Origin of the sequence: Limnohabitans sp. (genome assembly GCF_017848645.1) — a bacterium.
GTDB lineage: Bacteria > Pseudomonadota > Gammaproteobacteria > Burkholderiales > Burkholderiaceae_C > Limnohabitans_A.
Genome location: NZ_JAFEIF010000082.1, coordinates 54245 through 78081 on the forward strand (window position 1 = coordinate 54245; position 23837 = coordinate 78081).

23 protein-coding genes are annotated in these 23837 nt (G+C 60.0%); 4 read left to right on the forward strand and 19 right to left on the reverse strand.

What is annotated here, in order from left to right:
* Window positions 1-5: 5 nt before the first annotated feature.
* Window positions 6-1274, reverse strand: coding sequence for a type II toxin-antitoxin system HipA family toxin (locus QZ190_RS17555; RefSeq protein ID WP_291919021.1), 1269 nt, complete (start codon window positions 1272-1274; stop codon window positions 6-8).
* Entirely contained in the window at window positions 1264-1521 is a 258-nt protein-coding gene (locus QZ190_RS17560; protein ID WP_291919023.1) for a helix-turn-helix transcriptional regulator, read from the reverse strand. Before QZ190_RS17560 ends, QZ190_RS17555 begins: the two co-directional genes overlap by 11 nt.
* A gap of 188 nt (window positions 1522-1709) precedes the next feature.
* On the opposite strand from QZ190_RS17560, the gene QZ190_RS17565 reads away from it, so the two are divergent.
* Window positions 1710-2519, forward strand: coding sequence for an NAD-dependent deacylase (locus QZ190_RS17565; protein ID WP_291919025.1), 810 nt, complete (start codon window positions 1710-1712; stop codon window positions 2517-2519).
* A gap of 7 nt (window positions 2520-2526) precedes the next feature.
* Here the strand turns inward: QZ190_RS17565 and QZ190_RS17570 are convergent, their stop codons facing one another.
* The 10 genes from QZ190_RS17570 to QZ190_RS17615 form a co-directional block, all read right to left on the reverse strand.
* A complete protein-coding gene (locus QZ190_RS17570) occupies window positions 2527-2940 on the reverse strand; it encodes a hypothetical protein (RefSeq protein WP_291919026.1) in 414 nt (137 codons plus the stop codon).
* Window positions 2941-3041: 101 nt separating this feature from the next.
* On the reverse strand, window positions 3042-3686 hold the full coding sequence (locus tag QZ190_RS17575; RefSeq protein ID WP_291919027.1) for a hypothetical protein: 645 nt from the start codon (window positions 3684-3686) through the stop codon (window positions 3042-3044).
* Between the two features lie 17 nt (window positions 3687-3703).
* Window positions 3704-4291 carry a hypothetical protein gene (locus tag QZ190_RS17580; RefSeq protein ID WP_291919030.1) on the reverse strand — a complete coding sequence of 196 codons (588 nt, stop codon included), beginning with the start codon at window positions 4289-4291 and terminating at the stop codon, window positions 3704-3706.
* 220 nt (window positions 4292-4511) lie between these two features.
* On the reverse strand, window positions 4512-5039 hold the full coding sequence (locus QZ190_RS17585) for an HD domain-containing protein (protein WP_291919141.1): 528 nt from the start codon (window positions 5037-5039) through the stop codon (window positions 4512-4514).
* 250 nt (window positions 5040-5289) lie between these two features.
* Window positions 5290-6045: a hypothetical protein gene (locus QZ190_RS17590; protein ID WP_291919032.1), complete on the reverse strand. Its 756-nt coding sequence runs from the start codon at window positions 6043-6045 to the stop codon at window positions 5290-5292.
* 981 nt (window positions 6046-7026) lie between these two features.
* A complete protein-coding gene (locus tag QZ190_RS17595) occupies window positions 7027-8265 on the reverse strand; it encodes a hypothetical protein (protein ID WP_291919034.1) in 1239 nt (412 codons plus the stop codon).
* Between the two features lie 17 nt (window positions 8266-8282).
* Window positions 8283-10106, reverse strand: a complete 1824-nt coding sequence (locus tag QZ190_RS17600; protein WP_291919036.1) for a DUF2779 domain-containing protein — start codon at window positions 10104-10106, stop codon at window positions 8283-8285.
* Window positions 10103-11071 carry a WYL domain-containing protein gene (locus QZ190_RS17605; RefSeq protein WP_291919038.1) on the reverse strand — a complete coding sequence of 323 codons (969 nt, stop codon included), beginning with the start codon at window positions 11069-11071 and terminating at the stop codon, window positions 10103-10105. The genes QZ190_RS17600 and QZ190_RS17605 overlap by 4 nt, the downstream gene beginning before the upstream one ends.
* A 188-nt stretch (window positions 11072-11259) precedes the next feature.
* Window positions 11260-13401, reverse strand: a complete 2142-nt coding sequence (locus tag QZ190_RS17610; RefSeq protein WP_291919041.1) for an AAA family ATPase — start codon at window positions 13399-13401, stop codon at window positions 11260-11262.
* A gap of 130 nt (window positions 13402-13531) precedes the next feature.
* Window positions 13532-13912 carry a DUF805 domain-containing protein gene (locus QZ190_RS17615; protein WP_291919044.1) on the reverse strand — a complete coding sequence of 127 codons (381 nt, stop codon included), beginning with the start codon at window positions 13910-13912 and terminating at the stop codon, window positions 13532-13534.
* Between the two features lie 214 nt (window positions 13913-14126).
* Between QZ190_RS17615 and QZ190_RS17620 the strand changes: the two genes are divergently transcribed.
* The gene (locus tag QZ190_RS17620; RefSeq protein WP_291919046.1) at window positions 14127-14903 is read left to right on the forward strand and encodes a UPF0149 family protein; all 777 of its coding nucleotides are present in this window, start codon (window positions 14127-14129) and stop codon (window positions 14901-14903) included.
* Between the two features lie 58 nt (window positions 14904-14961).
* On the opposite strand, the gene QZ190_RS17625 is transcribed toward QZ190_RS17620, so the two are convergent.
* The 6 genes from QZ190_RS17625 to QZ190_RS17650 all read right to left on the reverse strand — a co-directional run bounded on the left by QZ190_RS17625 (window position 14962) and on the right by QZ190_RS17650 (window position 21708).
* Window positions 14962-15933, reverse strand: coding sequence for an alpha/beta hydrolase (locus QZ190_RS17625; protein WP_291919048.1), 972 nt, complete (start codon window positions 15931-15933; stop codon window positions 14962-14964).
* Window positions 15933-16898: a tripartite tricarboxylate transporter substrate binding protein gene (locus tag QZ190_RS17630; protein ID WP_291919143.1), complete on the reverse strand. Its 966-nt coding sequence runs from the start codon at window positions 16896-16898 to the stop codon at window positions 15933-15935. Before QZ190_RS17630 ends, QZ190_RS17625 begins: the two co-directional genes overlap by 1 nt.
* Before the next feature lie 130 nt (window positions 16899-17028).
* The gene (locus tag QZ190_RS17635; protein WP_291919050.1) at window positions 17029-18579 is read right to left on the reverse strand and encodes a class I adenylate-forming enzyme family protein; all 1551 of its coding nucleotides are present in this window, start codon (window positions 18577-18579) and stop codon (window positions 17029-17031) included.
* Window positions 18579-19811 (reverse strand): acyl-CoA dehydrogenase family protein, encoded by a 1233-nt coding sequence (locus QZ190_RS17640; RefSeq protein WP_291919146.1) that lies wholly within the window; start codon window positions 19809-19811, stop codon window positions 18579-18581. The genes QZ190_RS17635 and QZ190_RS17640 overlap by 1 nt, the downstream gene beginning before the upstream one ends.
* Window positions 19812-19843: 32 nt before the next feature.
* Window positions 19844-20626, reverse strand: coding sequence for an alpha/beta fold hydrolase (locus QZ190_RS17645; protein ID WP_291919052.1), 783 nt, complete (start codon window positions 20624-20626; stop codon window positions 19844-19846).
* Window positions 20623-21708 (reverse strand): peptidase M29, encoded by a 1086-nt coding sequence (locus QZ190_RS17650; RefSeq protein ID WP_291919054.1) that lies wholly within the window; start codon window positions 21706-21708, stop codon window positions 20623-20625. The genes QZ190_RS17645 and QZ190_RS17650 overlap by 4 nt, the downstream gene beginning before the upstream one ends.
* Before the next feature lie 96 nt (window positions 21709-21804).
* Here QZ190_RS17650 and QZ190_RS17655 point away from each other — a divergent pair, with 96 nt between their 5' ends.
* Together QZ190_RS17655 and QZ190_RS17660 are read left to right on the forward strand one after the other, a co-directional pair.
* The gene (locus tag QZ190_RS17655; protein WP_291919056.1) at window positions 21805-22353 is read left to right on the forward strand and encodes a flavin reductase family protein; all 549 of its coding nucleotides are present in this window, start codon (window positions 21805-21807) and stop codon (window positions 22351-22353) included.
* Window positions 22350-22784: a MarR family transcriptional regulator gene (locus tag QZ190_RS17660; protein WP_291919058.1), complete on the forward strand. Its 435-nt coding sequence runs from the start codon at window positions 22350-22352 to the stop codon at window positions 22782-22784. The genes QZ190_RS17655 and QZ190_RS17660 overlap by 4 nt, the downstream gene beginning before the upstream one ends.
* Before the next feature lie 66 nt (window positions 22785-22850).
* Here the strand turns inward: QZ190_RS17660 and QZ190_RS17665 are convergent, their stop codons facing one another.
* Window positions 22851-23750, reverse strand: coding sequence for a LysR family transcriptional regulator (locus tag QZ190_RS17665; protein WP_291919060.1), 900 nt, complete (start codon window positions 23748-23750; stop codon window positions 22851-22853).
* Between the last annotated feature and the right edge of the window lie 87 nt (window positions 23751-23837).

Sequence of the window (23837 nt, forward strand, 5' to 3'; positions counted from 1 at the left end):
CCTGATTACCTCGCCGCATCCTCTTCCAAACGCCGTACCGTCAGTGCGCAACGCGCCTCGATCAAGTCCGTGATGTGCGCCACCACGGCTTGCTGGGCAAAGCCTTTTGCAGGGTCGGCCTGAAGTAGACGGGCTTGCGTGGGCAGCCGTTTGGCCAAGGCGATCACTCGTTTTTGGGCCAGCGATGGGCTCAAGCCCGTTGACCGAAAAAAAGCACCCCAGTGATGGGGCTGCAGCTCGCTGAATTTGTATTTGCTGCCAATTTTCATCGCCATTTTGGGTGTCAAGCGCGGATACACCGCCGTGGACACCGTGTCATAGAGCGGCGCCAACACAGGCACTGCGCCAGTCGCATACAACAAGGAAAAGTTTTTGCCGTGCGCGTCATGGTTGCCAATCAGGGCGTTGAACACCACATAGTCCAGCAAGTGCAAGACCTGCGGCGCACTGGGCCGTGTCACGCTGCGCAACAAGGCAAAACACTGGGCCAGATTGGGCCCACCCTCGTTTTGGTATTTCATCTCGGGCACCACACCCAGCGCCTGGCAAAAATCTTCTTGGTGCAAACGCTGCAGTCCTTCAGGGTCATGGATGCGGTCGTAACGCTGAACCAGCAAAAACGATCGCCCATCCAACACATGCATGCTGGCCGCAGCTGCAGGCAACTGCATGGCTTGGGCCAGCGCCAGGCAAAACCCCTCATTGGCCACACTGTCAGGCACCGCCTCAATGGCAGGTTTCAGGATATGCGTGCTGGGCGCACCGTTGCGCGGCAACCCCATGCGTTGGCCATCCCAAACCACGGGCAGTTTGTCTTGTGCGCCTGCCAAAGAAAGCCGCAGACCTTCTTGTCCGGCCAACATGGGGCGGCTGGGCAACTCGTCCAAAATCGTGGCCAGCTCGGCCTGACTCAGCCACTGCACATCGGCTGCCGCGACGTTGCCGCCCATGGATTGACCGGGATTGCGCAAAGAAACAGCCCCCGCACACTCACCCCCGATGTGATCCAACAAAGCAAAGTCGTTTTGGCGCGAAACCTGGTGCTGCCTGGCGATCAGCTGGCGCATCCGCCCTTCCGGCAGCAGCCCTGCAAAAAATGGACGGCTGGCCTGGTCATCAAAAACCTCCGCCTGCAAAGGCAATGACTGAGACAAGGGCAGACTTCGCGCATGGGCCAACCAATCGGCGGCATAGGCAAACTGCAGCCGACCATTGAACAAGCTCAACTGCCCCACACGGTCAGCAAACAGGTACACATCCAGTTCATGCGCCATTGCCGGGCTCCTTGTGCCGTGCAGGATCGGCGGGCAATCCTGCCAGTTGAATGACCCCGCCTAAGGCATCGATCACGCGCATCACCGTCTCCAGCCGTACCGTTGGCTTGCCCGACTCCAGGTCCACCATGAAGCGCAAGCCCACCCCGGCGGCCATGGCCAACTCGGCCTGCGTCAGACCCAGCCGCTTGCGTGCGGCACGCAGCTGGTCGGCCAGTTGTTGCGGTGTGCGGATGTCATGGCGCATAAAGGTTCCCGATCGGGAAATTATCACACCAACAAGGTTTCAAGACAACAAAAATGTCCGATCGGGAACTTTGCGCCCTGTTTCCGCCCACAAAATGGCCCCTTTGCCGCCCACACGCAGCCGACCCGACACCATCTGTCGCCCGGCTGCCCATACTGACGTCTCCATTTCATTCAGGAGCCCACAGCATGAACATCCCCACCGCCAACACGCCCGAAGTCCTGATCGAAACCCTGCTGCAAGCGCGGCGCATCGTGGTGTTCACGGGCGCGGGCATGTCGGCCGAAAGCGGCATCGCCACCTTCCGCAGCGCAGATGCCGACACAACCCAGGGCCTGTGGGCCCAATTCAACCCCCAAGAACTGGCCTCACCCGACGGCTGGCGCAGCAACAAACAACGCGTTTGGGCCTGGTACGAAGGCCGCCGGGGCGCGGTGCTCAAAACCCAGCCCCACGCAGGCCACCGCGCCATCGCCCAACTGGCAGACACGCTGCAAAGCGTGCATGGCCAGGCGGTGCAGGTCGACGTGGTCACACAAAACGTGGACAACCTGCACGAACGCGCAGGCAGCCCCCAGGTCACACACTTGCACGGCAGCCTGTTTGCGCCTCGATGCGCGGCCTGCGCACGCCCCGGCGCTTTTGCCTCCGGCGAGCCCGACCCCAAGCTGATGCACCTGGAACCGCCACACTGCCTGCACTGCGGCGGCTACATCCGCCCCGGCGTGGTCTGGTTTGGCGAAGCCATGCCGCAAGAACCCTGGCGGCACGCCGAAGACGCGGTCGACGCCTGCCACGCCATGCTGGTGGTGGGCACCTCGGGCGTGGTGTGGCCCGCCGCCGAGCTGCCCATCAACGCCCACCGCCTCGGCAAATTCGTGGCCGAAATCAACCCCACCCCCTCGGGCCTGGCCCAATACCTGAACTTGCAGTGGCCCAGCACGGCAGCGGCAGGTTTGCCTGCGCTGATCGAGGCGCTGAAAGCGCGGGCCGCTTAGTGCCACCTCACGCCCCCACCCACACCACAAAGCGCTTGTGGCCCGCCGCCAGTTGCGGGTCCCACACGTCCCAATAGCTCACGCGGCAATGGGGCTGCAAACCTGCGCGCCACGCGGCCCACACCGCAGACTGGGGATTGAAGTCGCCCGGCGCATGCACCCGCAGCAGCAGCGCCTTGCGGGTTGTGGGCGTGACCACCTGCGACCAGGCCCTGTGCAAAGCGCGGGACTGGTCGGCAGCGTTGGTGGCCTCGGCAAAAGCCACCTGCAGGGGCCAACCGTGAACGCGCCCCGCATGCCCAGCAGGCAACAGCGCCAGCAAATCTTCGACATCGGCATTCACGCGCAAGGACCGCACACCATCCCACGCCAAAGCCATGCAGGTGTCGCGCACCGCCCGAATTGAATCGATCTGCCCCATCGGAACCTCCTGAAAATGAAAGGCCGCTCAACCGAGCGGCCTGATCTGATTTTCAGAAGCACCACGACATTTGGCGTCGCAAAGGGGCAAGTTCACAAGCCTCAAGCCACCAATCCCCAGCGCGATGCGAGTGATGAGGCCAATGCTTCATTTTGGAATTGTTGTGGACTGCGAATAGACGCCAGCATGTCAAGCAGCGTGAATTTTGGATTTTTGAAATCGGCAGTTGTCTTTAGCAAACTCTTTGACAACCCCTCAGCGTCCAACTGTGCCACCAGATCCAGCACATCACCTGGATGCAACGGGTGGACATCAAACGGTAGCAAAGCAATTCCGGGTAAATCTTTCAAGTTATCAGTTGCCAGCACCACACTGCCGCCCGATGCCCTTGCCCAATCGGCAGCAGCAAGCGCCACATGCACATCATCTGAATCAGGCAACTGCAACAGGGGCGCAAATACCGAACTGTTTCGCAGTACATCCAAGCGCTTGTCGTCTGCTTGCCATCCCGGGGGGAGGCAATTGGGCACCAAGTACTTTTTGATGGACTCCAAACGTCTTTGAGCCCAAATCAAATCCTCAAACGCAAGCTCTCTTTGATTCGTTTCGGCCCGCAACCGCGCCCGGTGTTTGGCGTATTCCACCTCAATCTGCGGCGTCCACCTCAGATCGATCAGCTTGGCCTTGGCCAAATCGAACAGCACATACGAGACCACATCCTTGACCAGAATGTTGGCATCGGCCAAGACCCGCAAGGGCAACATCAAGCAGACAAACCCAATTTTTTGGCCAGTGCACCAGCCCGCGCCTTGGACTGTTGACGTGCCTTGCTTGCCGTGGCCGGACCTTCATCCAGACGCGTTAAATCCACCGCTTTGCGTGCTTGGGCCAAAGTTTTGGGGGCCGCAGCAGAGGCCTTGGCAACCAGCGCTTCGAACTCGCTGGCCAGCACCTTGCGGTGACCGCCTGCTGTGCGGTGCACCTTGCCAGCGTAAGTGCCCGAGTCAAGCAAAGCCGCCACAAACGGCCGCGAAAAACCGCAACGGTTGGCCGCCTCCTGCGTGCTGATCCAGTCGTTGGCTGGCTGGACTTTCGCTTTGCCTCGGCCTTGGCTTGCAGGTGCATCGGCCAATTGGGCCATCTGGCGGGCCAGCGATTCGGCCATGGCGTCAACGTCCAACGCCGGCATCACGGCCCCATGCGCCTTCAACTCCTTGGGCAAGGCCAAACGCAAAGCCGACGCGCATCGAGCCTGAAACGAGGCTACCGAATCCTCCCTCAAACGCGATTTTGGAGGCTGCGACAAGGCCACAGATTTGACCTGCTTTTGAGGCTGCAAAAGGGTGCCCATACCAAAACTCCTTGAATTTGAGGGTTGCGAAAAAACGAAAAAATCGAAACGAATTATGCGCCATCGTCTTGCCCCAGGCAAGCAGATCAAGACCTCTTCGTAAAGGGTACACGCCAAAGCAGGACAAACACCTTTCGTGTCAGGTCTTATGCAAACAAGCATCAAGGCCGAAAGGCCGAAAAGCCCAATTCGCCACCACCCTCACGACGAATTCAGCGCATCAACCCAAACCCAACCTCCGCGCATACAGCCCATCAAACACCCCCTCCAGCCCCGGGTGCACGCCGCGCAGGCCTGCGACCACGGAGGCGGCCCAGTCGAAGTAGGCCTGTTTGCGCTCGGGCGACCAATCGGCGGGTGGCGAGGTCAGGATGTCGCGCACATTGCTGATCTTGTCGGCCAGCTTGACCAACTTGGCCTGAGGCGAGATGTGCGGCGCGTGCTCGATCTGCAGCTGCTTGCGCAGGGCCTTACCCAGCAACTTGTCGTCGGTCACCTCCAGCACCACAGCAGCCACCTGATCGCCAAACAAGGCCCGCAGCTCGTCGATCGTGGTTTCGGTGTCCTCGATGGTGTCGTGCAGCACGGCGGCGCACAGCACCGTCACATCCTGCACGCCGCCCTCGTTGGCCAGCACGTTGGCCAACGCAATCGGGTGGTTGATGTAGGGCGAAGCCTCGGCGTCTTTGCGTCTTTGGTTGCGGTGCTTGTCGGCGGCAAAGGCCACGGCTTGGATCAGAGTGGCCAGGGGGTTGGGGGGAGTTGGCATGCTTTAATACATGGAGATTGTTAAAAAGCCAAGGGGATTGGACGTATTTCTTTAACTAAAATCTGTTTCGCAGGTGAGCGTGAGACTGGTAGAGGTTGGCAGCAATGGCAACAGCCCGAAACGGGTGGGCCCCTCGAACTCAGGACCTGCATTTTTTCAAATGCCCGCAGATGCGGGCATTTGGTTGCATGACTCACAAGTTGACCTGTAACTGTCATTCTTACGAGGCTCACCTGTTTTGCGCAGCCTCAAAGTGATCAGCCCGTTGAATGCGAGGCAAAGTCAGATCTGTGCCGTTCCAGCGCACAGTGCGCAAGAGCTTTTCGCCTTTGTTGTAGACCAGCAGGGCTTCTTCACCCGCAAAAACGTAGACATCCACAAACTCCAGCGCGTTTTGCCCGTTGCGGCTGCCGGCTGGAGCGCCCAGGATGGCACTCACCTGGTCACGCGGCATGTTCACGGCAACGCCATCAAAGATGGGGGGCAGCTCCAGCAAGAAGGAATACCGGGCACGACGGTTTTCGTTGGACGTGACATCACCACACATTTGGCGAATCTCCTCCACCCCGCCCAGCGCGGTGTAAGTGATCTCAACTTGGTCTACGGTACAAAGACCGTTTCGCGGTACTTTGTAGACATCGCGCAGTTTCTGGCCTGACGCGCGTCCACTTTGGGCAGGCTCGCCCACCAGCGACAACACCATTTCGCGTGTCATTCCGCGCTCAATTTTGTCGGCACCGAGCAGCATGATTTTGGGTTTGGCAGGCTTCGCGGGAGCGGGGCTCATCACGAGCTTGACGCTCTCTGTCGTGCGCTTAACCGCATCAACCACGCCATTGATGCCCGCCAGGCCCATCAAGGGATTGGCTTGCGCCACGCCTGTCGCAGCAGCAAGCACCAATGCAAAGATCGCGTGTTGAATTTTGGATGTGGCCGTTGCAGACCAGATGATGTTGCCAGTAGACCGGGTGATGTGTGTTTGCATGAGACCTCCTGTTGAAAGGTCTTTAGTTTCGGCTTAACCCCGACAGGGCGTGTCGGGGTCGGTGGTTTTGTGAACAATAGAAACAGGGTTGCCAACCACTTGGACGGGCACACAGTCATGCCTCAGACGGGCCTTACGCCAAGCACACAGAACGGTGAGTTATGCAGAGTTTCCCTAGATCAGAGTTTATTATAATTTAAACCTTTTAAAGGATGTTTATATGCCTACACAAGATTTCCCAGCAACACAAAAAATTTGTGGTAGCTGTATGTATTGGGCTGGAAAAAGAGAGCCAATTGAAAATAACAAAAAGGCCCGTTGTGAGCGAGAAAGCTCACCCTGTCTAGCAAATAAGCCACAAACAAAAACACCGCTAAGCACATGCTCAAAATGGGTTATGTGGGGTTTGCTAAAACGTTGAATCGAATTTGCAAAATCGAATAGAAGTGCTGAGTCGTTTGGGCAACGACGTCGGAGAGGTGTGTGCCGTGGCCATACGGTTTTTTTCTGCGTATGGTAGGGCTTTGCAGGCAGACAACCTATTGGACAGCAGCGCTGGCCGGCTGAGCGTTTGGGCACCTGACTCACCTTGTTGTTTGGCAAGAAGAGCTGATGGGAAGGCGTAAGGGGTGCTAGGCATTAAATAACCCGACCGTTATTCCCGTGACTCCTAATTATGGGCCTTTTGAAACTAGTCTCTACAACCACCAGGGTGCAAACCATCAGAAAATTCTCTTGCTTTTAACCCCCCGCAGATTCAGGCGACTCAATTGATGAAAGCGGTTTTTACCATTGATTCCCATCCCAATAAAAAAGTTTTTAGCCAAACACACACCTCATGCCATTTTATACTGGATGCCACCCGGAAATTTCAGGAACTTTCTTATTCCAGAAAATCAACCTATGTAACTTATACCTATTGCTGTTGTATAAAATAGCTCAAGGTCTTTTGAAAAAAAATATTCAATATTCTCTATGAAATCACTCCTTCAAAATGCCTTGCAACTTTGAACGAATAGAATCTGCAACAACAGCCCCTTCACTCAATGCCTTACCTTTAACACGAGCCAACACCTTGGAAAGCTCATGGACAAACACCTCGGAGGAATAAAGATTTCTATTTTCAATTCCTCCTTTAATTTTTATTTTTTCAGAAGAAATTTGTATTAAACCATCACGGATCAAAGCATAAAGGTAACAATCAATATCAATATTCCCTTCGCTTGCGCCCTGTTTAATTTCAATAATTTGACCCCACTCAATACGTACACTCCCCTCAAGCACTCTATCTGCCGTCAACCAAAATCTACCCCACTTTTTATATTTTCTAACGCCCCTACGATAATCCAATAAATTTTCCTCGGAAAGATCCAATCCATCCTCATCAAGAGATTGACTGCCTTGCTGTGGAAAATAACGGATAGTGGGACGTCGCTCAGCACCCAACTTCAAATCTGCAAGACGATCAGAGACTTGTTGCCAGTTTTGTACCAAATTACCAAAAACCTCTGGTCCACGACTGATTTTCTTAGCAGAAGAAGCCCTGCCTTTGCCGCTTGCATGCGGAAGAAACGTAAAAACCATAAATGATAGCAATGCGTCGTAATCATTATTATTTTTTTCATCATTTATAGGCAACTGATACATGGCATATCCTTCTTGACAAAGATAATCAACAAAAAAATCTACTAACTCTGAATTTAAGCTACCAGAACGCAACTTATCATTTAATTCTGAAAAATACATATGAGCCACATATTTCGAGTTCATTTCAATGCAACACCGTTCAGATTCTGCTAGAGGAAATGCTGTCAAAAACACAACGGCTCGGTCCTCAATTTTCTGACGTCCTTTTGCCCAATTTATATATTGATCCAATTGCCCAGGTAAGAATCCATCTTTGATCTTAATTTCAACCAGTATTATTCCTTTCTTACTGCCGGAATCCAGCTCAATGGCAAGATCCGCACGACGATCCTTCCCATCATCTTCAACGTCAATCCGCTCTTTATTGACTAAATAAGAAAACTCAGTCGTAACATCCTGCAATTCCTTTTTCTTCCACCTGTTCTCGAGTGGTGCAATATTAAACAATGGAAAAATCACCTCTATTCGCTTGGATGCAATTTGCTCAATAATATTCCCAATATATCTTCCATGAAATTCGGCCTTGAATTTTCTTTGTATTGAAGAAAAAAAATTAGTGTTCTGTCGTGCCATAAATTACTTTCGTCATTTCACTTCTCATGCTTCCCCGAAGGCGAATACGGACACCCACTCCCCGCCGAGGTCGATCCGCACCAGCGGCATTTGTTCGCCCCGCTGCCATGCCGGTGTTTTTTGGTCATGCTGTGCGCGCAACCGCTGCCGTAGGACGATGCATTGCAGAACGCGCATTCTTTTCGTCGCCGTTGTGTTCGTGCTTTTTGGTGGGGCTGTGCGGGCAGCCTGAGCCGAACGATGACAAGTTGCAATACCGGCATTTGCTCATGCTGTTGACTCCTGCTGGGTGTGGGCCATGGCTTGGGCATCAGCCGCGCCACGATGGCCTTCATGCCTTCGGTATCCAGCTGGCAATAGCGGCACATGTGACCGATTTTGGTTTCCCGTTCGGCATCTGAATAGTTATTTGCCTGGCGCACCGCCTTAGGCGCCGCCGCCCGAAGGTAGCCGACTTGCGCATCGCCGCCGTTTTGCACGCCGTCCAGCTGGTCGTAGCCCATGCCCGGCACCAGCAGGGGCAGCAGGTCTTCAATTTGCGCGTGTAGGCGCATCAGCGGCTCTGCCAGGTCGCCAAACTGGGTGGCCAGTTCGCGGATCACGCCGCGTTCAAAGCTAGCTTTCCAGGCCAGGATGGTGCTGGCGGGGCTCTGGTCTTTGACCAGCTTTTCGGCCAGGGCGCGGCGCGGGTCGTGGCCGGTGGTGTCTAGAAGTTCGCGGTGCGCCAGCACCTTGCTGCTTGCGGCCTGCACATGCACGCTGTACTGAAACGGGATCTGTTGCCCGCTGCGGCTGCCGGGCCACACCGGGGCGGTCAGGTTGATGGTTTCAAAGTCCAGGTGTTGCACGGGCCAGCTGTAGCGTGCCAACGCTTGGCGCACGCCGGGTGCGTCGATTAAGGGTTGGCCGCTGCACACAGCCTGCGCCAGACGGCGGTTGACGATTTGAGCTTCACTTTTGTCGTGCCAGAGTTGGGCGATGAATTCTTCGGGCACGCGGGGCAGGTCGGTGTGGCCGGCGTCTAACAGGTGCTGCGCTTTGGCCTGGCCGATGTCTTTGTTTAAGCGGATCGGCACCACATCGCTGGGCGGGGTCTGGTCGGCCCCGGTGCAGTGGCCGATGTAAGTACATTCAAACGGGTCGGTGCATTGCGTGCCAGGCTGGTGCTTGACCGGCTCTTTGTGCTGCAGTGCCACCATGCGGGCGGCATTCAGTATGGCGGGCATGGTCTCCAGGTGTTCGTCCACACTGGCACGCAATTCGGCGTCGTCGTGTAGCTGCAAAAATCCGGTGTAGTCGCCGGGCTGCTGCAGCTCAAAGCCTTTTTTGACGAGCAGCAGGCCCTCCCACTTGAGGGGCACGCCAGTCTGCTGCGCCACCCAGGTCTGGGTCGCCAGGTCGGCATGGTGGTAGGCCTTGGGGCTGGTGCTGGTGCTGGTGCTGGATTTGACTTCGAGCATCTGCCAAGCGCCACGCATGGGCACCATCACATCGGCCTGCACCAGCAGGCTATCATGCTCGAAAGTGGCTTCAAACAGAGGCTTCTTGTGGGCCATGGCCTGCTGTGTGAGGGCGCGTGCCCGACCCAGATCGCGCCGCTGGCCGCCGCTAGCCTGCAGAGCTGCCTCTTCCACATTCAAGCCATCAGGCCACATGGCCTGCGCAGTGCGCACGACCACATGCCCTTCGGCAAAGCGCTTGAGCGTGTCGGCGCTGTACTGCGCCTGCACCACCGGCGCACGGCCTTCGCGCACAGCACGCCGGTCACGCAGCTCCAGCCACAGGCTGCGCGGGCATTGGCGATAGTTGTTGAGCAGGGATTTGATGAGGTGGGGGGTCATGCACCCACCGCAGTTTTTTGCACATCCCGAATCTGCCCACCAAAGCTGAGCAGCCAGCGGTCAAGCAGCAGGGTCTGCACCACGGTGGCGGTGATGAGGTAACCGTCATCGGTTTCGGTGTGGGTTTGGTCTTCGGACAGGTGCGATTCGAGCAGGTGTTTGCCGGGGGCTTTGTCGATGACGAAGCTCAGGCGCATACGCTCACCGTTGGCGATGGCAAAGCGCCCGTCGGCGTCGTAGCGGGCCAGGTCAAAGTCGGGGCGCTCGAAGGTGAGCGTGCTGGCCTTGGCGCTGTGGATGCGGTGCAGGGCCATGCTGCGTTCGTTGTCGTAGCCGTCAAAGCGGCACACCAAATAGATACGCGGGCCTTGTTGGGCCAGGCCCAGAGGCATGACGCGGTGTTGTTTGCGCTCTTCTTTGGCGTTGGTGTAGTCCAGCTCCAGCCATTGGTTGTTGTAGAGGGCTTGGCTGGTTTGCTCCAGCACGCCTTCGGTGATTTGGGGCGGCAGCAGGGGCTGGGTTTCGCTGACGACGCGCACTTTTTGGAGCCACTGTTTTTCGAGGGTGGCGTTTTGGTGCGGGGCGAGGTTGGCGCGGGCTTGTTCAAAAAAGCCGTTCATCGATTGCATGACGCTGGGCGGCAGCAGGGGGCGCAGTTGTTGCTCGGCCAGCATGAGCATGAGGGATTCTTGTTTGCTGAGGGCGGGCAGCATGAAGCCGGCCGCTTTGCTTTTCCATTCGTAGCCGAAGGGGATGCTGCGCTCGTCGCGGTCGATGTCGAATGCCTCGCTCAGGGTTTTGAGCAGGCGTTGGATGCTGCGTTCGTCGCGCTCAAAGCCTTCGGCGGTCAGGGCTTCGCGCAGTTCGCGGCTGTTGACTTTGCGCCCACGCGGGATGCGCCGCAGCAAAGCCAGGGCTAGCAGCGTGGTCTCCATGGTTTTGGGTTTGGTCTTGGGGCTGGTCATGGTGGGCGGGCGGTCAAAAAAGCAGTGACAAAGTATCACTTGTAAATGCGTACTTACTGGGGATGGATATCCCTAATTTGATTCAATTTGTACGTTTTTATGGGCGGGCGATAGGGCGTGCGCCACGCCCTATCGCCCACGAGGTGGGCTCCTGCGAGGAGCGGGACCCGTGGGGGAATGGGCGCGGCTCAGGCGATGAAGCCGATGCTGCGGGTTTTTGCGCCGGGTTTGAGGGCGCACTCTTCGGCCAGGGCTTGCACCATGTGGCTGGCGCTCTGGATGGGGCGCAGACGGCTTTGGCGCACCACGGCGGCGTAGTCGCCGGGGGTGAGTTGGCCCAGCGCGGCCAGGGCTTGGCGGTCTTGGGGCGTTGGTTCGCTCAGGCCCATGTGTTGGCAGTGGCGCTGCAGCAGTTGCAGGGCTTGCGGGGTTTGGAGGTAGTCAAACTTGAGCTTGAGGTCAAAACGGCGCAGCGCGGCGCTGTCGAGCCCGGCCATCAGGTTGGTGGACGCGATGAACACGCCGCCAAAGCTTTCCATTTGCGTGAGCATTTCGTTGACTTGGCTGACTTCCCAGCTGCGCTGGGCGCCTTCGCGGTTTTGCAAGAAGGTGTCGACCTCATCGATCAGCAGCAAGGCGTCGGCTTCTTCGGCCTGGGCGAAGGCTTTGGCCAGGTTTTTTTCGGTCTCGCCCACCCACATGCTGATGAGGTCAGAGGCGCGTTTGACGTGCAGGGGTTTGCCCAGCTCTTGGGCCAGCCAACGGCCGTAAGCGGTTTTGCCCGTACCGGGCGGCCCGTACAGGCAGATGCGCCCGGTTTGGTGTTGGCGCAGTTGGGCGGCCATGGCCAAGAGGTCGGTGTCGGTGTTGACGAAGGTGGGGTCGTACACCTCGGGCAGGCTGTGGGGGTTGTGGCGGGCCAGTGTGGGGTGGCTTTGTGCTTGCAGTGTTTGGTTGATGAGCTGCTCCAGGGCGGGGATGACCTGGCCTTCGGGCAGTTGCGTGGCGATGCTTTGGATGACGCGGCTGGTGCGCGTGACCACAGCCGGGGCCAGGACTTCGGATTGGGCGATGCGCTTGACGGCGGCATCGCTCAGCAGGCCGCCGCTGGCGCTGCGGATGATGCGTTCGCGCTGGGCTTGTGGGGGCACGGGCATTTCCAGCACCACGTCGAAGCGGCGAATGAAGGCGGCGTCCATGCCCATGAGCGAGTTGCCGATCCAGACGGTGGGCAGGTGGTTGTTTTCGAGCAGGCGGTTGATCCAGCCTTTGGTTTGACCGGGGCTGCGGCGGCGGTGACCGTACGAGGGCTCGTCGCTTTCGGGGTTGTTGAAGGCGTCTTCGATTTCGTCAAACATGACGAGCGCCTGGCGCTGGGCAAACAGGCTGTGTGTGGCGCTGAGGGCTTTGATGCGTTTGCGCCCCGAGATGGGTTCCTCGTCTTCGTCTTCGGTGGTGACTTCAAACAGCTCGCAGCCCATGTCTTTGGCCAAGAGCTTGGCCAGCTGGGTTTTGCCGGTGCCGGGTGGGCCGTACAGCAGCACGTTGACGCCGCGCTGGTTTTGGGTGAGCGCTTGGCGCAAGTAGGGGCGCAGCACCTGCAGGGCTTTGGCGCAGTGCGCGTAGTCTTCAAAGTCCAGGTGGCCGGGGCCGCTGGGCACGATCATGTCTTTGAGCCAATCGGTGGGCTGCAAATCGTTTTCGATCAAGCGGTGGGGCAGTTTGTCGGAAAGCAGGTCGAGTTTGCAGTCCAGTGCATGGTTGGCTTGCACATCCACAACAACCAAGCCCGTTTTGGACAGCAGCCCCTCACTGCGCAAAGCTTGGCGAATGGCCACAGGGTCTTTGTCAAGGATGGTGGCCATAACTTGGTAGAGCCGTTGGCTGTCGAGGTTTTTGACATGCGCAGTGGCCTGGCTCAAGTGGACGTCGCCTTTGATCAGCATGGCGAACTCCAACACGCGGCTCTCGACATCGGACAGCCCCACGAGTGCGGCGATGCGTGCCACGTTGCCCGCCAAGGTGGCGGGTACATGCATCTGGTGGGCGCGCCGTTCGGCTTGAGCCAGCAGGCGGGCCAGGGTGACGCGGATTTTGACCTGCGTGGGATGCGCTTCTTCGCCTTCCTCCTCGTCGGTCACGGGGGTCATCAACCTGAGCCAGCGGGCCAGGTCGGTGTCCTCAAACCCGTAGCGTGTGATGAAAAAGCGGTCGCCTTTGAGCAAGACCAGGATGCGCAGGACCCACAGCCGAATGATGCTGTTGTCGGCGTCTTCTTGCAGTGTGTTGCGGGATGGGGCGGCTGCGCTCAGGCGTGTTTTGGTGGCCATGTTTTCCTCCTTGATGTGAGGAAACGATTCTCCGGATCAGGGCGACAGTTGGTGTCGCGGTGAGTGGCCAAACGCCCATGAAAAAGCCCCGGGGCTTTGCAGCACCGGGGCCGATCAGGCGCACAAACGCTCAGTAACCAGAAGCCAGCTTGGGGTTGTTGCCGTACAAGTTTTGACCCGCCTGTCCGTCACGAACCCAGAAGAACAACAGGATGATGAAGCCCACAACGGGCAGCAAGATCAGCAGCTGCCACCAGCCGCTTTTGCCGATGTCGTGCAAGCGGCGTGCGCCCACACTGAGTGTGGGCAAGAGCAGCGCCAGCAGGGCGATGGTGCTGGAGACTCCGTTTTCAATGCCGTCGACATGAAAGACCCAGCCCATGGCGTCATCCAACACCATCAGGGCCACCTGAATCAGTGTGCTCAAAAGCATAAAAAACCAAAACTCGGCACGCTGTGAGCGGCCTGAAAAGACGGCATAGCGACGCAGCGCCAAAGTGAACCATTGCATGAATACAAGTCAAATAAAAACAGACAAGTGCAAAATTCTAGATCTCGCTGCATGTTGATCTTGTGATTTTTTGTGTCAAAAAGTACATGCTCAGCCCGGTCATGGGGGCACGCGTGCCCCCAGCTGCAGAAGAAACCGACGCATGCCATCGGACGTGCCAGCGCACGTTGCTGGGGCCCTCCTACAATCCCAAGTCTGAAAACAGGAACACCCCATGAACACGACCGCTGGCTTGGAAGCCGAAGACTTTGACACCCTGGACAACATCCTGGACGACCTGCGCGAGCGCTTTGAAGAGACGCCGCAGTGGGAATTTTGCGAGGGCTTCATGGCGGCGTTGGTGTGCTGCCGCCGCGCCATTCCCGACAGCGAGTGGCTGCCCATGCTGCTGGGCATTGACCCGGATGAGGCCGAGGGCGGCAGCTTTGCCGACGACGCCCAGCGCCAGCAGTTCATGGCTTTGTGGCAGCGCCGTTTTGACGAAATCAAGCGCGCGCTCGACACGCCCGTGGAGGCGCTGGACGACGACAAGGCCTATGCGCCCGAGGTGATGGATGTGCGCGGTGCGATCGCCTCACTCCCGCCTGAAGAGCGTGAAGAAATCGAAGACAGCGAGATCCCTTCGTTTGCGCAAGTGTGGGCTCTGGGCTTCATGTTCGCGGTGGAAAACTGGCCCGACGAGTGGGCCACGCCCAAGGACAAGGACGCGGCCAAGTGGTACGACCTGTCGCTCGAAGCCGTTGTGGCGCTGACCGAAGACGACGAAGCGGTGCCCACGCTGTCGGCCTTGTCAGAAGACGGCCCACCCAGCGTGAGCGAAGAGCGGCTGAACGCCTATGGCGAGGCGCTGTGGGCGGTGTACGACCTGCGTGAGATCTGGCGCAACATCGGGCCGCGCGTGGCGCAAGTCATCAAGGAAGCCACGCCCGGGCGCAACGATGCTTGCAGTTGTGGCAGCGGGAAAAAGTACAAGAAGTGCTGTGGGGCTTGAGGCCACAGCAGATCACCGCCTAGCGCGCACGGGGTGCGCTCCTACAAAGACATCAGCATCAAACCATCCATTTGGCCAGCGCGTCGCTGGTGCCTTCGGGCAGTTCTTCGGGAATGAAGTGGCCAGAGGTCATGACCTGACCTGCCACATGGCCAGCGCATTGCGCTTGCCACAGCTCAACGGGCTTGAACATGCGGTTGACCACGCCCCGGCTGCCCCACAAAACCAGCGTATCGCAAGCGATTTTGTCGCCACGCTCTCGGCCTTCTCGGTCGTGCTGCAGGTCAATGCCCGCGCTGGCGCGGTAGTCTTCGGCTGCGCTGTGGATGGCGGCGGACCAGCCCTTGTCGTTGAGCGCCGGGTTGCAAAAGGCGCGCTCGTATTCAGCCAAGGCCTCGGCTTCGATGTAGCCCAGACCCTGGCTGCCCCAGCCGCCGAGCTTGGCGTGCAGATAAGCCTGGGGGTTACCGCCGATCATGAACTCGGGCAGGGGCGCGGGCTGCGTCAGGTGGAACCAGTGGTAGTAGGCCTGTGCAAATGCGAAGTACGGGTCGGCCACGGGGCCGGAGACCTCAGGGGTTTTGCCCCACAGACCGCTGTACATGTCAAACGTAGGCGCGATGTCGATCACACACAACTTCTTGACGCGGTGGGCATGGTCCAGCGCCAAACGGTGCGCCACGCGTCCGCCCCGGTCGTGGCCACACAGGAAGAAATCGCTCACGCCCAAGGCGTCGAGCAGGCCCACCACTTCTTGCGCCATGGCGCGTTTGCTGTAGTGCGCGTGCTCGGCGTCGCCCACGGCGTGCGACGAATCGCCGTAGCCCCGCAGGTCGGGCATGACCAGGTGGTAACGGCCGCGCAGGTTTTGCGCAACGCGGTGCCACATGACATGGGTTTGCGGAAAGCCGTGCAGCAACACCAGCACGGGCAGGTGCGCTTGTGCGGCCCAATCGGCCGATTGCCGAAAGCAGACTGGCAAGCCCGCCACGGTGAGCGTCTGGCGCTCGAAGCCTTCAAACCAGGCCATCAGTCGACCTTGGCACCCGAGGCTTTGACGACATCGGCCCACTTCTTGTGTTCCGCTTCAATCATGGCTGCAAACTGCGCGGGCGTGTTGCCGCTGGGGATCGCGCCCAAAGTGGCCAGGCGCTCTTTCATGGCGGGGGTGGCGAGCGACTTGGCGACTTCTTGCTGGATGCGGCTGACCACATCGGGGGGCGTGCCTGCGGGGGCCAACAAACCAAACCAGCTACTGGCTTCAAAGCCTTTGAGGCCCGCAGCTTCTTCGATGGTGGGCAACTCAGGCATGGCCGCCGAGCGCTGGGAACTGGTCACCGCCAAGGCTTTGAGCTTGCCGCCTTTGATCAGCGGAATGGCAGAGGGCAGGTTATCAAACATCACGTCCATGGTGCCACCCGACAAATCCAGCAGCGCTGGGGCAGAACCCCGGTAAGGAATGTGCGCCATGAAGGTGCCGGTTTGTGACTTGAACAACTCGCCCGCCAGGTGGATGGAGGTGCCGTTGCCACTGGAGGCCATGTTCAGTTTGCCGGGGTTGGCTTTGGCGTACTTGATGAAGTCGTTGACGTTGTTGATCTTGTTGGCCACGGCTTTTTCGGCGTTGACCACCATCACGTTGGGCACGCCCGCCACGAGGGTGATGGGCGCGAAGTCTTTGAAAGGGTCGTAGGGCAGCTTGCTGTACAGCGCGCGGTTGATGCCGTGTGTGCCCACGGTGCCCATGAGCAGGGTGTAGCCGTCGCCAGCCGACTTGGCCACTTGTTCGGCCCCCAGGTTGCCGCCTGCGCCGCCCTTGTTTTCGATGACGAATTGCTGGCCAAAAGCTTTGCTCAGGTCCGGGGCGATGGCGCGGGCCAGGATGTCGGTGGTGCCGCCGGGTGCAAAGGGCACCACGATCTTGACGGGTTTGTTGGGCCAGGCGGTTTGCGCCCAGGCTGCAGACGTGGTCGACAACAAAATGGCCGCGGCCATGCCCAGGACAGGACGGCGGGTGAAGTGGCGTGACAGTTGAACCATATGGGTCTCCTTGTTTGAGTGGATCAAATGATGATGCCATGCAGACCCACTAAGCCTGTCACCCACGCGAATAAAGGGGCTGTTTTTAAGGGTTTGCCCCGGTCAAAAGGGCCTGCAAAGCGGGCTTTTGCACCTTGCCCAAGGCACTCTTGGGCAGGCTGTCCACAAAGACCACGCGGCGCGGCAGCTTGAAGCGGGCGATGCGGCTTTGCAGGTGTTGCAGCACGGCATCGGCCGTCAGGGCCTGCCCTGCGGGGTCTGGGCTGCGCACCAGCACCGCCACGGGCACTTCGCCCCAGCGGGCATCGGCCACGCCGACCACCGCGTTCTCGGCCACGCCGCGCAGCGTGACGAGCTGGTTTTCGATTTCGGCCGGGTAGATGTTTTCACCGCCCGAGATGATCATGTCTTTGCTGCGGCCCACGATGGTGATGCAGCCGTCTTCGGCACGCTGACCCAGATCGCCGGAATGGAACCAGCCGTCTTGCAGGCCCGTGTTGAGTTCGCCGTCGGAACGCCAGTAGCCTCTCATCAGGTTGGTGGCGCGGATGCAGACTTCGCCCGTCTCGCGGCGGCCAACTTCCTGCCCTTGAGCGTCGATGAGTTTGACTTGTGCCTCCGGGTGCGGCCAGCCCGATGCGCCCACGCGGGCCATGGCGTCCGGCAGGCGCAGCACGATGGACACAGGTCCAGTTTCGGTGGTGCCATAGACCTGGCCCACGGGCACGCCGCGTGCGTGCAGCGTTTCAAGGTAAGCCACTGGCACGGTGGACGAGCCGGTCATGATGCCGCGCAGGCAGGCGAGCGAGGTGTCCGCCCAGCGCGGGTGTTCAAACACGGCGCGCATGGTGGCGGGCACCAAGAGCGACAGCGTGGGGCGGCTCGTGTGCATTTCATCCAGCCAAGCGGATGGGTCAAAGCGCGGATGCAGCACCACCTCCACCCCCGCCAGCAGCGCGGGCAGGGTCTGGATGCACAGGCCGCCCACATGGAACATCGGCAACGTGGACAGCACTTTGTCGCCGGGCACAAAGTCATGCGCCCAGGCACTGGCGCGGGCATTGGCCAGCAGCGCGGTTTGCGTGTGCACCGCGCCCTTGGGCACGCCTGTGGTGCCCGAGGTGTAGACCTGCAGCAGCGGCAGCTCGCCGTGCACAACGGGCAACAGCAAGGCGCGAGGCGAGGCGGTGGCAATCAGGCTGTCGTGGTGCGTGTGCTGCAGGTCCGCGCCTTGCAGCGCTTGCGCCGTATCGGCATGGTGGCTGTCATGCACCAGCAAGCGCGGCTGGGCGTCTTGCATGACCTGCTGCAACTCGGGCACGGCCAAGCGAAAGTTGAGCGGCAAGAACACCGCTCCCAAACGGGCGCAGGCAACCAGCGTGACCAACTGCAGCTCGTGGTTGAAGCCGAGCCAGGCCACGCGGTCACCCGACTGCACGCCCCAGGTGGATTGCAGGTGCGCGGTGACGCGTGCCACGCGCTGCCAGAACTTGGCAAAGTCGTAGGCGAAGGTGCTGTCACCCGTCTGAGTAGCCTTGCGCTCATCGCCCCGGAAGGTCATGGCGGGTTGCGTGCCGCAGTCTTGCGCCAGCTGCGCAAAGCGGGCCGCGAGGGGGCTGGTCTCGGGGGCCTGCATCACTCGTCTTTTTCGCCGGGTTCGTACAGGGCTTCGCGGCCAATGCGGTCCAGGCACAGCTCGGCCGTCCAGGGCAGCATGAGCGAGCCACAACGCGCATCGCGGTACAGGCGCTCGAGCGGAAGGCTCTTGAGCATGGACTGACCGCCACAAGTGCGGATGGCCAAACGGGCGATGTCTTGCGCGTTCTCCATGATGGTGTACTGCGCGGCATAGGCCCGCAGGCGGGTGGATTTGCTCGGGTCAACCTTGGCGTCTTCAATGGCGCGCAAGAACAGGTTGCGGGTTTGTTCGAGCTTGATGAACATCTCGGCCACGGCGATTTGCTTGGTCGCGAACTGGCGGCGCTTGACGGGGCCCGTGCCTGGAATCTCGCCACGCAGATAAGCCACGGTGAAGTCGTACGCCGCTTGTGCGATGCCCATGTACGTAGGCGAGAGCGTCATGAACATGTGCGGCCATCGGCTGGCGGCTTGGAAGTACAGGCCTTGCGGCATGAGCGCCGCGTCGTCGGGCACGAACACGTCTTTGAAAATCAAATTGCGCGACACGGTGGCGCGCATGCCCAGCGGGTCCCAGTCGCCTTCGATCGTCAGGCCCGGCGCGGTTCGGGGTATGGCCAGGTACAGGGTGTCGCGGCGCGAGAGGTCAGCGCCTTCTTTTTTCTCGGTACACAACACGCCAAAGTAATCGGCTGCGTCCGACAGGGAAGCGAAGATTTTTTTACCGTTGATCTTCCAACCACCATCGACCTTGACGGCGAGGGTACCGAAGGGTTGAGCGCCTGACGCTGCAGCGCCCCCTTCTGAAAAAGGCTGCGCGTAGATCGCACCGTCTTTCACCACCCGCGCAAAGTGCGTGGCCTGGTGCTGGCGGTGTGAGGCGCGCTGCTCGGGGGTCATCTCCAGGTCTTCAGACAACAAGCCGCTCCAGAGCATGGTGCAGACGTGCATGTTGAAGGTGAGCGCGGTGGCACCGCAGTAGCGACCGATCTCGGCCGAGACCATGGCATAGGTGGCGTAATCGGCACCCTGGCCGCCATGCGCTTCGGGCACGCACAACGCGAGCAAGCCCGAGTCGCGCATGTCGTTGTAATTGGCAAACGGGAACTGCGCGTCGCGGTCGAGCTGCGCGGCGCGGGGGGCGAACTTCTCGCGGCCGAGTTGCCGCGCCAAGGCCATCAGCTTTTGCTGCTTCTCGGTCAGGGGGTAGTCGTCGCCACAGATGGGCATGACGTCTGGTTGAGAGGGAGCTTGCACGTCGGTCATGGTTTCACGTCCTTCAGGAATTTTTCGAGTTCGGCGTTGAACGCCTCGGGCTGTTCGTAATGCAGCAAATGCCCTGCCCCGGCCAGGCAGGCGTAGCGCGCTCCGGGGATCTTTTGCGCCATGCGTTCCATCACCGTGGGTGGTGCGGTGCGGTCGTGCTCTGCAGCCAGGCACAGCACGGGCACGGTGATGGTGGACAGAGCGGCGCGTTGCTCAAACTGCAACAGCGCATGAAGTGCGGCGCGGTAGGTGGCGGGCGGCACGGCCGACATGCTGTGGTGTGCCGACTTGAGCCTGGCCGCATCGCCACCGGGCGCAGCCATGGTGGGGATCAGCTTTTCGGCGATGTCGCCCATGGTTTTGCCCGCTTCCAGCGGGGCCAGGCGCTGCGCCAAAAACTGCTTTTGAAAATCACCGTCGCTGTTGCCAAAAGCCGGACTGCTGGCGGCCAGCAGCAGGCCACGGATGCGCTCTGGCTTTTGCGTCCAAGCTTGCAGGGCGACCATGGCCCCCATGCTGTGGCCCACCAACACGGCTTGGTCGATGTGCGCCGCGTCCAGCATCTGCCAGAGGGCTTGCGCCAGGTGCGCGAAGTCATAAGGGGTGACCATGGGGCTGTCGCCATAACCGGGCATGTCCCAGGCCAGGCTGCGCCAGCCCAAAGCGGCCACATGCGCTTGCTGCGCTGCCCAGCCGTGTCGGCCACCGCCCACGCCGTGCAGGAACACCACAGCAGGCTGTGTGGACAAACCCACGTCGGTGAAGGCGGGTGCGTTCATGCCAGCGCCGCGCTCACGACTTGGCCCGCATCGACCACCACCGTGTCGTCAAGCCCGATGGTGCAGCCGCGCATGGGCAGGTCAAAGTGGCCCAGGGTGTGGCGGCCCGCGACTTCGTTGGCCCCGGTCGAGTACAGAAAGTTGCCCGCAAAGGCTCGCAGCTCGGTGCCGTTGCAGTCGCGCTTGTCGTAGAACGCCATGGCGTCCCAACGCGCCGCCGGGTTCAGGCCAAAGCCCACATGCGAGACGGCATAAGCGGCGCGGTGGCCCTCGGCGTCTTCCCAGGCTTTCCAGTAGCCGCGCATCATGTCCACATCGACGCCCTGCCCCTCGATGGCGACCACGCTGTCGTTCTCGATGGTCAGGCGGATCGTGTCGCGCAAATAAGTTTTGAAGGTCAGGTTCACATCGCCCGGGGCCATGACCAGCGTGCCGTTGACACTGCCCGCGGCCGGGAAAGCCAGCGCCAGCCCAGCGGGCCAGTGCGACACCATGCCCGGCTTGGGGCAAAAGCCCCACACACCGCCGACCACCGCTTGTTTATCGCCATGTTTGAGGTTCACACGCAGGTCGGTGCCTGCGGCAGACGTGACGTGCATGTGTTGTGCGCCACGCAGCTTCTTCATGGCGGCACGCACCACGCCTTCGAGCGCCGGATCAGGCACGGTGCGCTCCAGAATTTCAGGGTGCTCGTTGGACACCATGAGCAAACGCGGCATGTGGCCGTCCACGCCCTTCATGATGGTCGGCAACTCGAGCGCGTGCAGCAGGCCTTCGACGGTGCAGTCCACCACCAGGTCGGCGCGGGCCAATGCCGCCACCACGGGGCCCAGTTGCCCGATGGCGTCGCTCGCGCCCGTGGAGCGCACCGGGGCGGGTGCCGTCAATGCAGGCGTGGTCAGCGTCACTTCAAACACCTTGGCCCCCATGCCCTCCAGCGCCAGACGGGCAAGCTCCACGTTCACACGGCGCGACTGCGTTTCGGCCAAAATGGCCACCACTTCACCCGGCTGCACCTTGCACAGGGTGAAGGTGCGGACAAACGCAGCCAGCCACTTGTGTTCGATCTTTTCCACCAACATGTTTGTCTCCTGCAAGGACGGGCTGAAAGCACAACGCACCACCCTGTGCCAAACAGTTTATATGAATATTCATGTAAATTCATCCATAATGACCCTATGCGCCCCACCCCACCTCCGACCATTCAGCCGCTGACCCCTGACTTTGAAGCCCCTCATTTCAGACAAGCCCTGTCGCGCTTTGCCACGGGCGTGACCGTCATCACCACCTTCGCGCCAGATGCGCAAAAAGGCGACACGGCCAGCAGCAGCTTTGTGGGCATCACGGCCAGCTCCTTCAATTCGGTATCGCTCACGCCGCCGCTCGTGCTGTGGAGCCTGGGGCACCGCGCCAGCAGCCTGCCGCTGTTCCATGCGGGCACGCATTACGTGGTCAATGTGCTGGCGGCCGATCAGCTGGATCTGTGCCAGCGTTTTGCGTCGGGCCAAGGTGATCGTTTTGCCCAGACCGACCACACGCTGGGACAAGCGGGCTTGCCCATTTTGAGAGGCGCACTGGCCTGGTTTGAATGCCACAACCGCAGTCGCTACGAAGAAGGCGACCATGTGATTTTTGTGGGCGAGGTCGAGCGCTGCGGCTTTGCCGACGAGGGCCAGCCTTTGGTGTTTCAACAAGGGCAGTTCAGCACCACCCAAAAACTGCCATGAGCGAGACCCCGGGTTTTGTTGACGACTACCTGGCCTACCTGCTGGCCCGCGCCAGCCATTTGATTTCCAGCGAATTTCACGCCGTGGTCGAGGCCAGCGGGCTGAGCTTATTGGAGTGGCGCGTCATGGCCAGCCTGTCGGGCAAAGAGGCGCTGAGCGTGGGCGAATTGGCCGACATCGTGCTGGCCAAGCAGCCCACCGTGACCAAGCTGGTGGGGCGCATGGCAGAGGCCGGTTGGGTCCAGCGCGTTGACGCCCCGCACGACAAACGCCAATCGCTGGTGAGCCTCACCCCGGTTGGTCACCGCAAGGTCCAACCCCTGCTGACCCAAGCCCGGGTGCACGAGGCCCAAGTGATGACAGAAATCGGTGCGGATGAAGTGACTCTGCTCAAACGCACCCTGGAGCAGTTGATTCGGGCGCGTTGCTGAGACACGCCAGACCTCTGTGATGGTCTGAACATCATGGGGGACCTGCGGAAGGCCCTGCCGAGCGGCTCAGCGCTCGCCTGAGCGCGCCTTGTCCATGAGAAAGTCGATGCAGGTGCGCACCGCACGGGTCTGGTGTCGGTTGGGCAGGTACAGCAAATACATGTTGGTGCCGAAAATGCTCAGGCGGTAATCATCGAGTGCCGTCAGCACCTGGCCACTGGCGATGACATCGTTCACCACGTAATCGGGCACCAGCCCGATGCCCAGCCCGGCCAGAATGCCTTCGCGCAGAAAAGGGTAGTGGTCTGAAATCAGGGTCGGTGCCAGCATGACCTCTTCGCGCTCACCTTGCCGATAGCCACGCAGCGACAGGTGCCGCCCCACCACGTTGGCGGTGAGCAAGGGCAGGCTGCGCAGCTGCGCCAGTTCAGTCGGCAGACCATGCACGGCCACACAAGCCTGCGAGGCGCAGGCCAGGTAACGTACGGTGCCGAATTCGCGTGCCACCATCTGCGGCGGTGGCTCAGGCAGGATGCGGATGGCGACGTCTACCTCGTCGCGCAGGTTGTCGATGCGGTTTTCAAACACCACGTCCAGCACGATGCCCGGGTACAGCTGCTTGAACTCGACCAGCCAGTCCGACATCACCATTTGCCCGTAACCGCTGGGCACGCTCAAGCCCACACGCCCTTGCAGGCCCTGGCCCAGATGCGTGATGGTTTCCTGGGCGGCCACGATTTCGTTGCGGATGGTGCGCCCGTGCTCGTACAGCCGCCAGCCGACTTCGGTCGGTTCGACGCGGCGGGTGGTGCGACGCACCAGTTGTGCACCGACGGCTTTTTCCAGCTGGTTCAGGTGGTAGCTCACATTGGCACGCGTCATTTTGAGCAAGCGGGCGGCCTGGCTGAGATTGCCCGCATCGATGATGTCCACCAAGAGGGTCAGATGGGATTGGTCGAGGTTCATATGTCAAATTTTATTTGACGCTTTGTCAACTTTGCCTGTAATTGTCAATTTCAGTTTTCCCTAAGAGAATCCAGCCAGCCATAGCCC

Excerpts from the sequence above, each read along its gene's own strand:
- QZ190_RS17555 (WP_291919021.1), bottom strand. The coding sequence starts at position 1,274 with ATGGCGCATGAACTGGATGTGTACCTGTTTGCTGACCGTGTGGGGCAG.
- QZ190_RS17560 (WP_291919023.1), bottom strand. The coding sequence starts at position 1,521 with ATGCGCCATGACATCCGCACACCGCAACAACTGGCCGACCAGCTGCGT.
- QZ190_RS17565 (WP_291919025.1), top strand. The coding sequence starts at position 1,710 with ATGAACATCCCCACCGCCAACACGCCCGAAGTCCTGATCGAAACCCTG.
- QZ190_RS17570 (WP_291919026.1), bottom strand. The coding sequence starts at position 2,940 with ATGGGGCAGATCGATTCAATTCGGGCGGTGCGCGACACCTGCATGGCT.
- QZ190_RS17580 (WP_291919030.1), bottom strand. The coding sequence starts at position 4,291 with ATGGGCACCCTTTTGCAGCCTCAAAAGCAGGTCAAATCTGTGGCCTTG.
- QZ190_RS17590 (WP_291919032.1), bottom strand. The coding sequence starts at position 6,045 with ATGCAAACACACATCACCCGGTCTACTGGCAACATCATCTGGTCTGCA.
- QZ190_RS17595 (WP_291919034.1), bottom strand. The coding sequence starts at position 8,265 with ATGGCACGACAGAACACTAATTTTTTTTCTTCAATACAAAGAAAATTC.
- QZ190_RS17600 (WP_291919036.1), bottom strand. The coding sequence starts at position 10,106 with ATGACCCCCCACCTCATCAAATCCCTGCTCAACAACTATCGCCAATGC.
- QZ190_RS17605 (WP_291919038.1), bottom strand. The coding sequence starts at position 11,071 with ATGACCAGCCCCAAGACCAAACCCAAAACCATGGAGACCACGCTGCTA.
- QZ190_RS17610 (WP_291919041.1), bottom strand. The coding sequence starts at position 13,401 with ATGGCCACCAAAACACGCCTGAGCGCAGCCGCCCCATCCCGCAACACA.
- QZ190_RS17615 (WP_291919044.1), bottom strand. The coding sequence starts at position 13,912 with ATGCAATGGTTCACTTTGGCGCTGCGTCGCTATGCCGTCTTTTCAGGC.
- QZ190_RS17620 (WP_291919046.1), top strand. The coding sequence starts at position 14,127 with ATGAACACGACCGCTGGCTTGGAAGCCGAAGACTTTGACACCCTGGAC.
- QZ190_RS17625 (WP_291919048.1), bottom strand. The coding sequence starts at position 15,933 with ATGGCCTGGTTTGAAGGCTTCGAGCGCCAGACGCTCACCGTGGCGGGC.
- QZ190_RS17630 (WP_291919143.1), bottom strand. The coding sequence starts at position 16,898 with ATGGCCGCGGCCATTTTGTTGTCGACCACGTCTGCAGCCTGGGCGCAA.
- QZ190_RS17635 (WP_291919050.1), bottom strand. The coding sequence starts at position 18,579 with ATGCAGGCCCCCGAGACCAGCCCCCTCGCGGCCCGCTTTGCGCAGCTG.
- QZ190_RS17640 (WP_291919146.1), bottom strand. The coding sequence starts at position 19,811 with ATGCCCATCTGTGGCGACGACTACCCCCTGACCGAGAAGCAGCAAAAG.
- QZ190_RS17645 (WP_291919052.1), bottom strand. The coding sequence starts at position 20,626 with ATGAACGCACCCGCCTTCACCGACGTGGGTTTGTCCACACAGCCTGCT.
- QZ190_RS17650 (WP_291919054.1), bottom strand. The coding sequence starts at position 21,708 with ATGTTGGTGGAAAAGATCGAACACAAGTGGCTGGCTGCGTTTGTCCGC.
- QZ190_RS17655 (WP_291919056.1), top strand. The coding sequence starts at position 21,805 with ATGCGCCCCACCCCACCTCCGACCATTCAGCCGCTGACCCCTGACTTT.
- QZ190_RS17660 (WP_291919058.1), top strand. The coding sequence starts at position 22,350 with ATGAGCGAGACCCCGGGTTTTGTTGACGACTACCTGGCCTACCTGCTG.
- QZ190_RS17665 (WP_291919060.1), bottom strand. The coding sequence starts at position 23,750 with ATGAACCTCGACCAATCCCATCTGACCCTCTTGGTGGACATCATCGAT.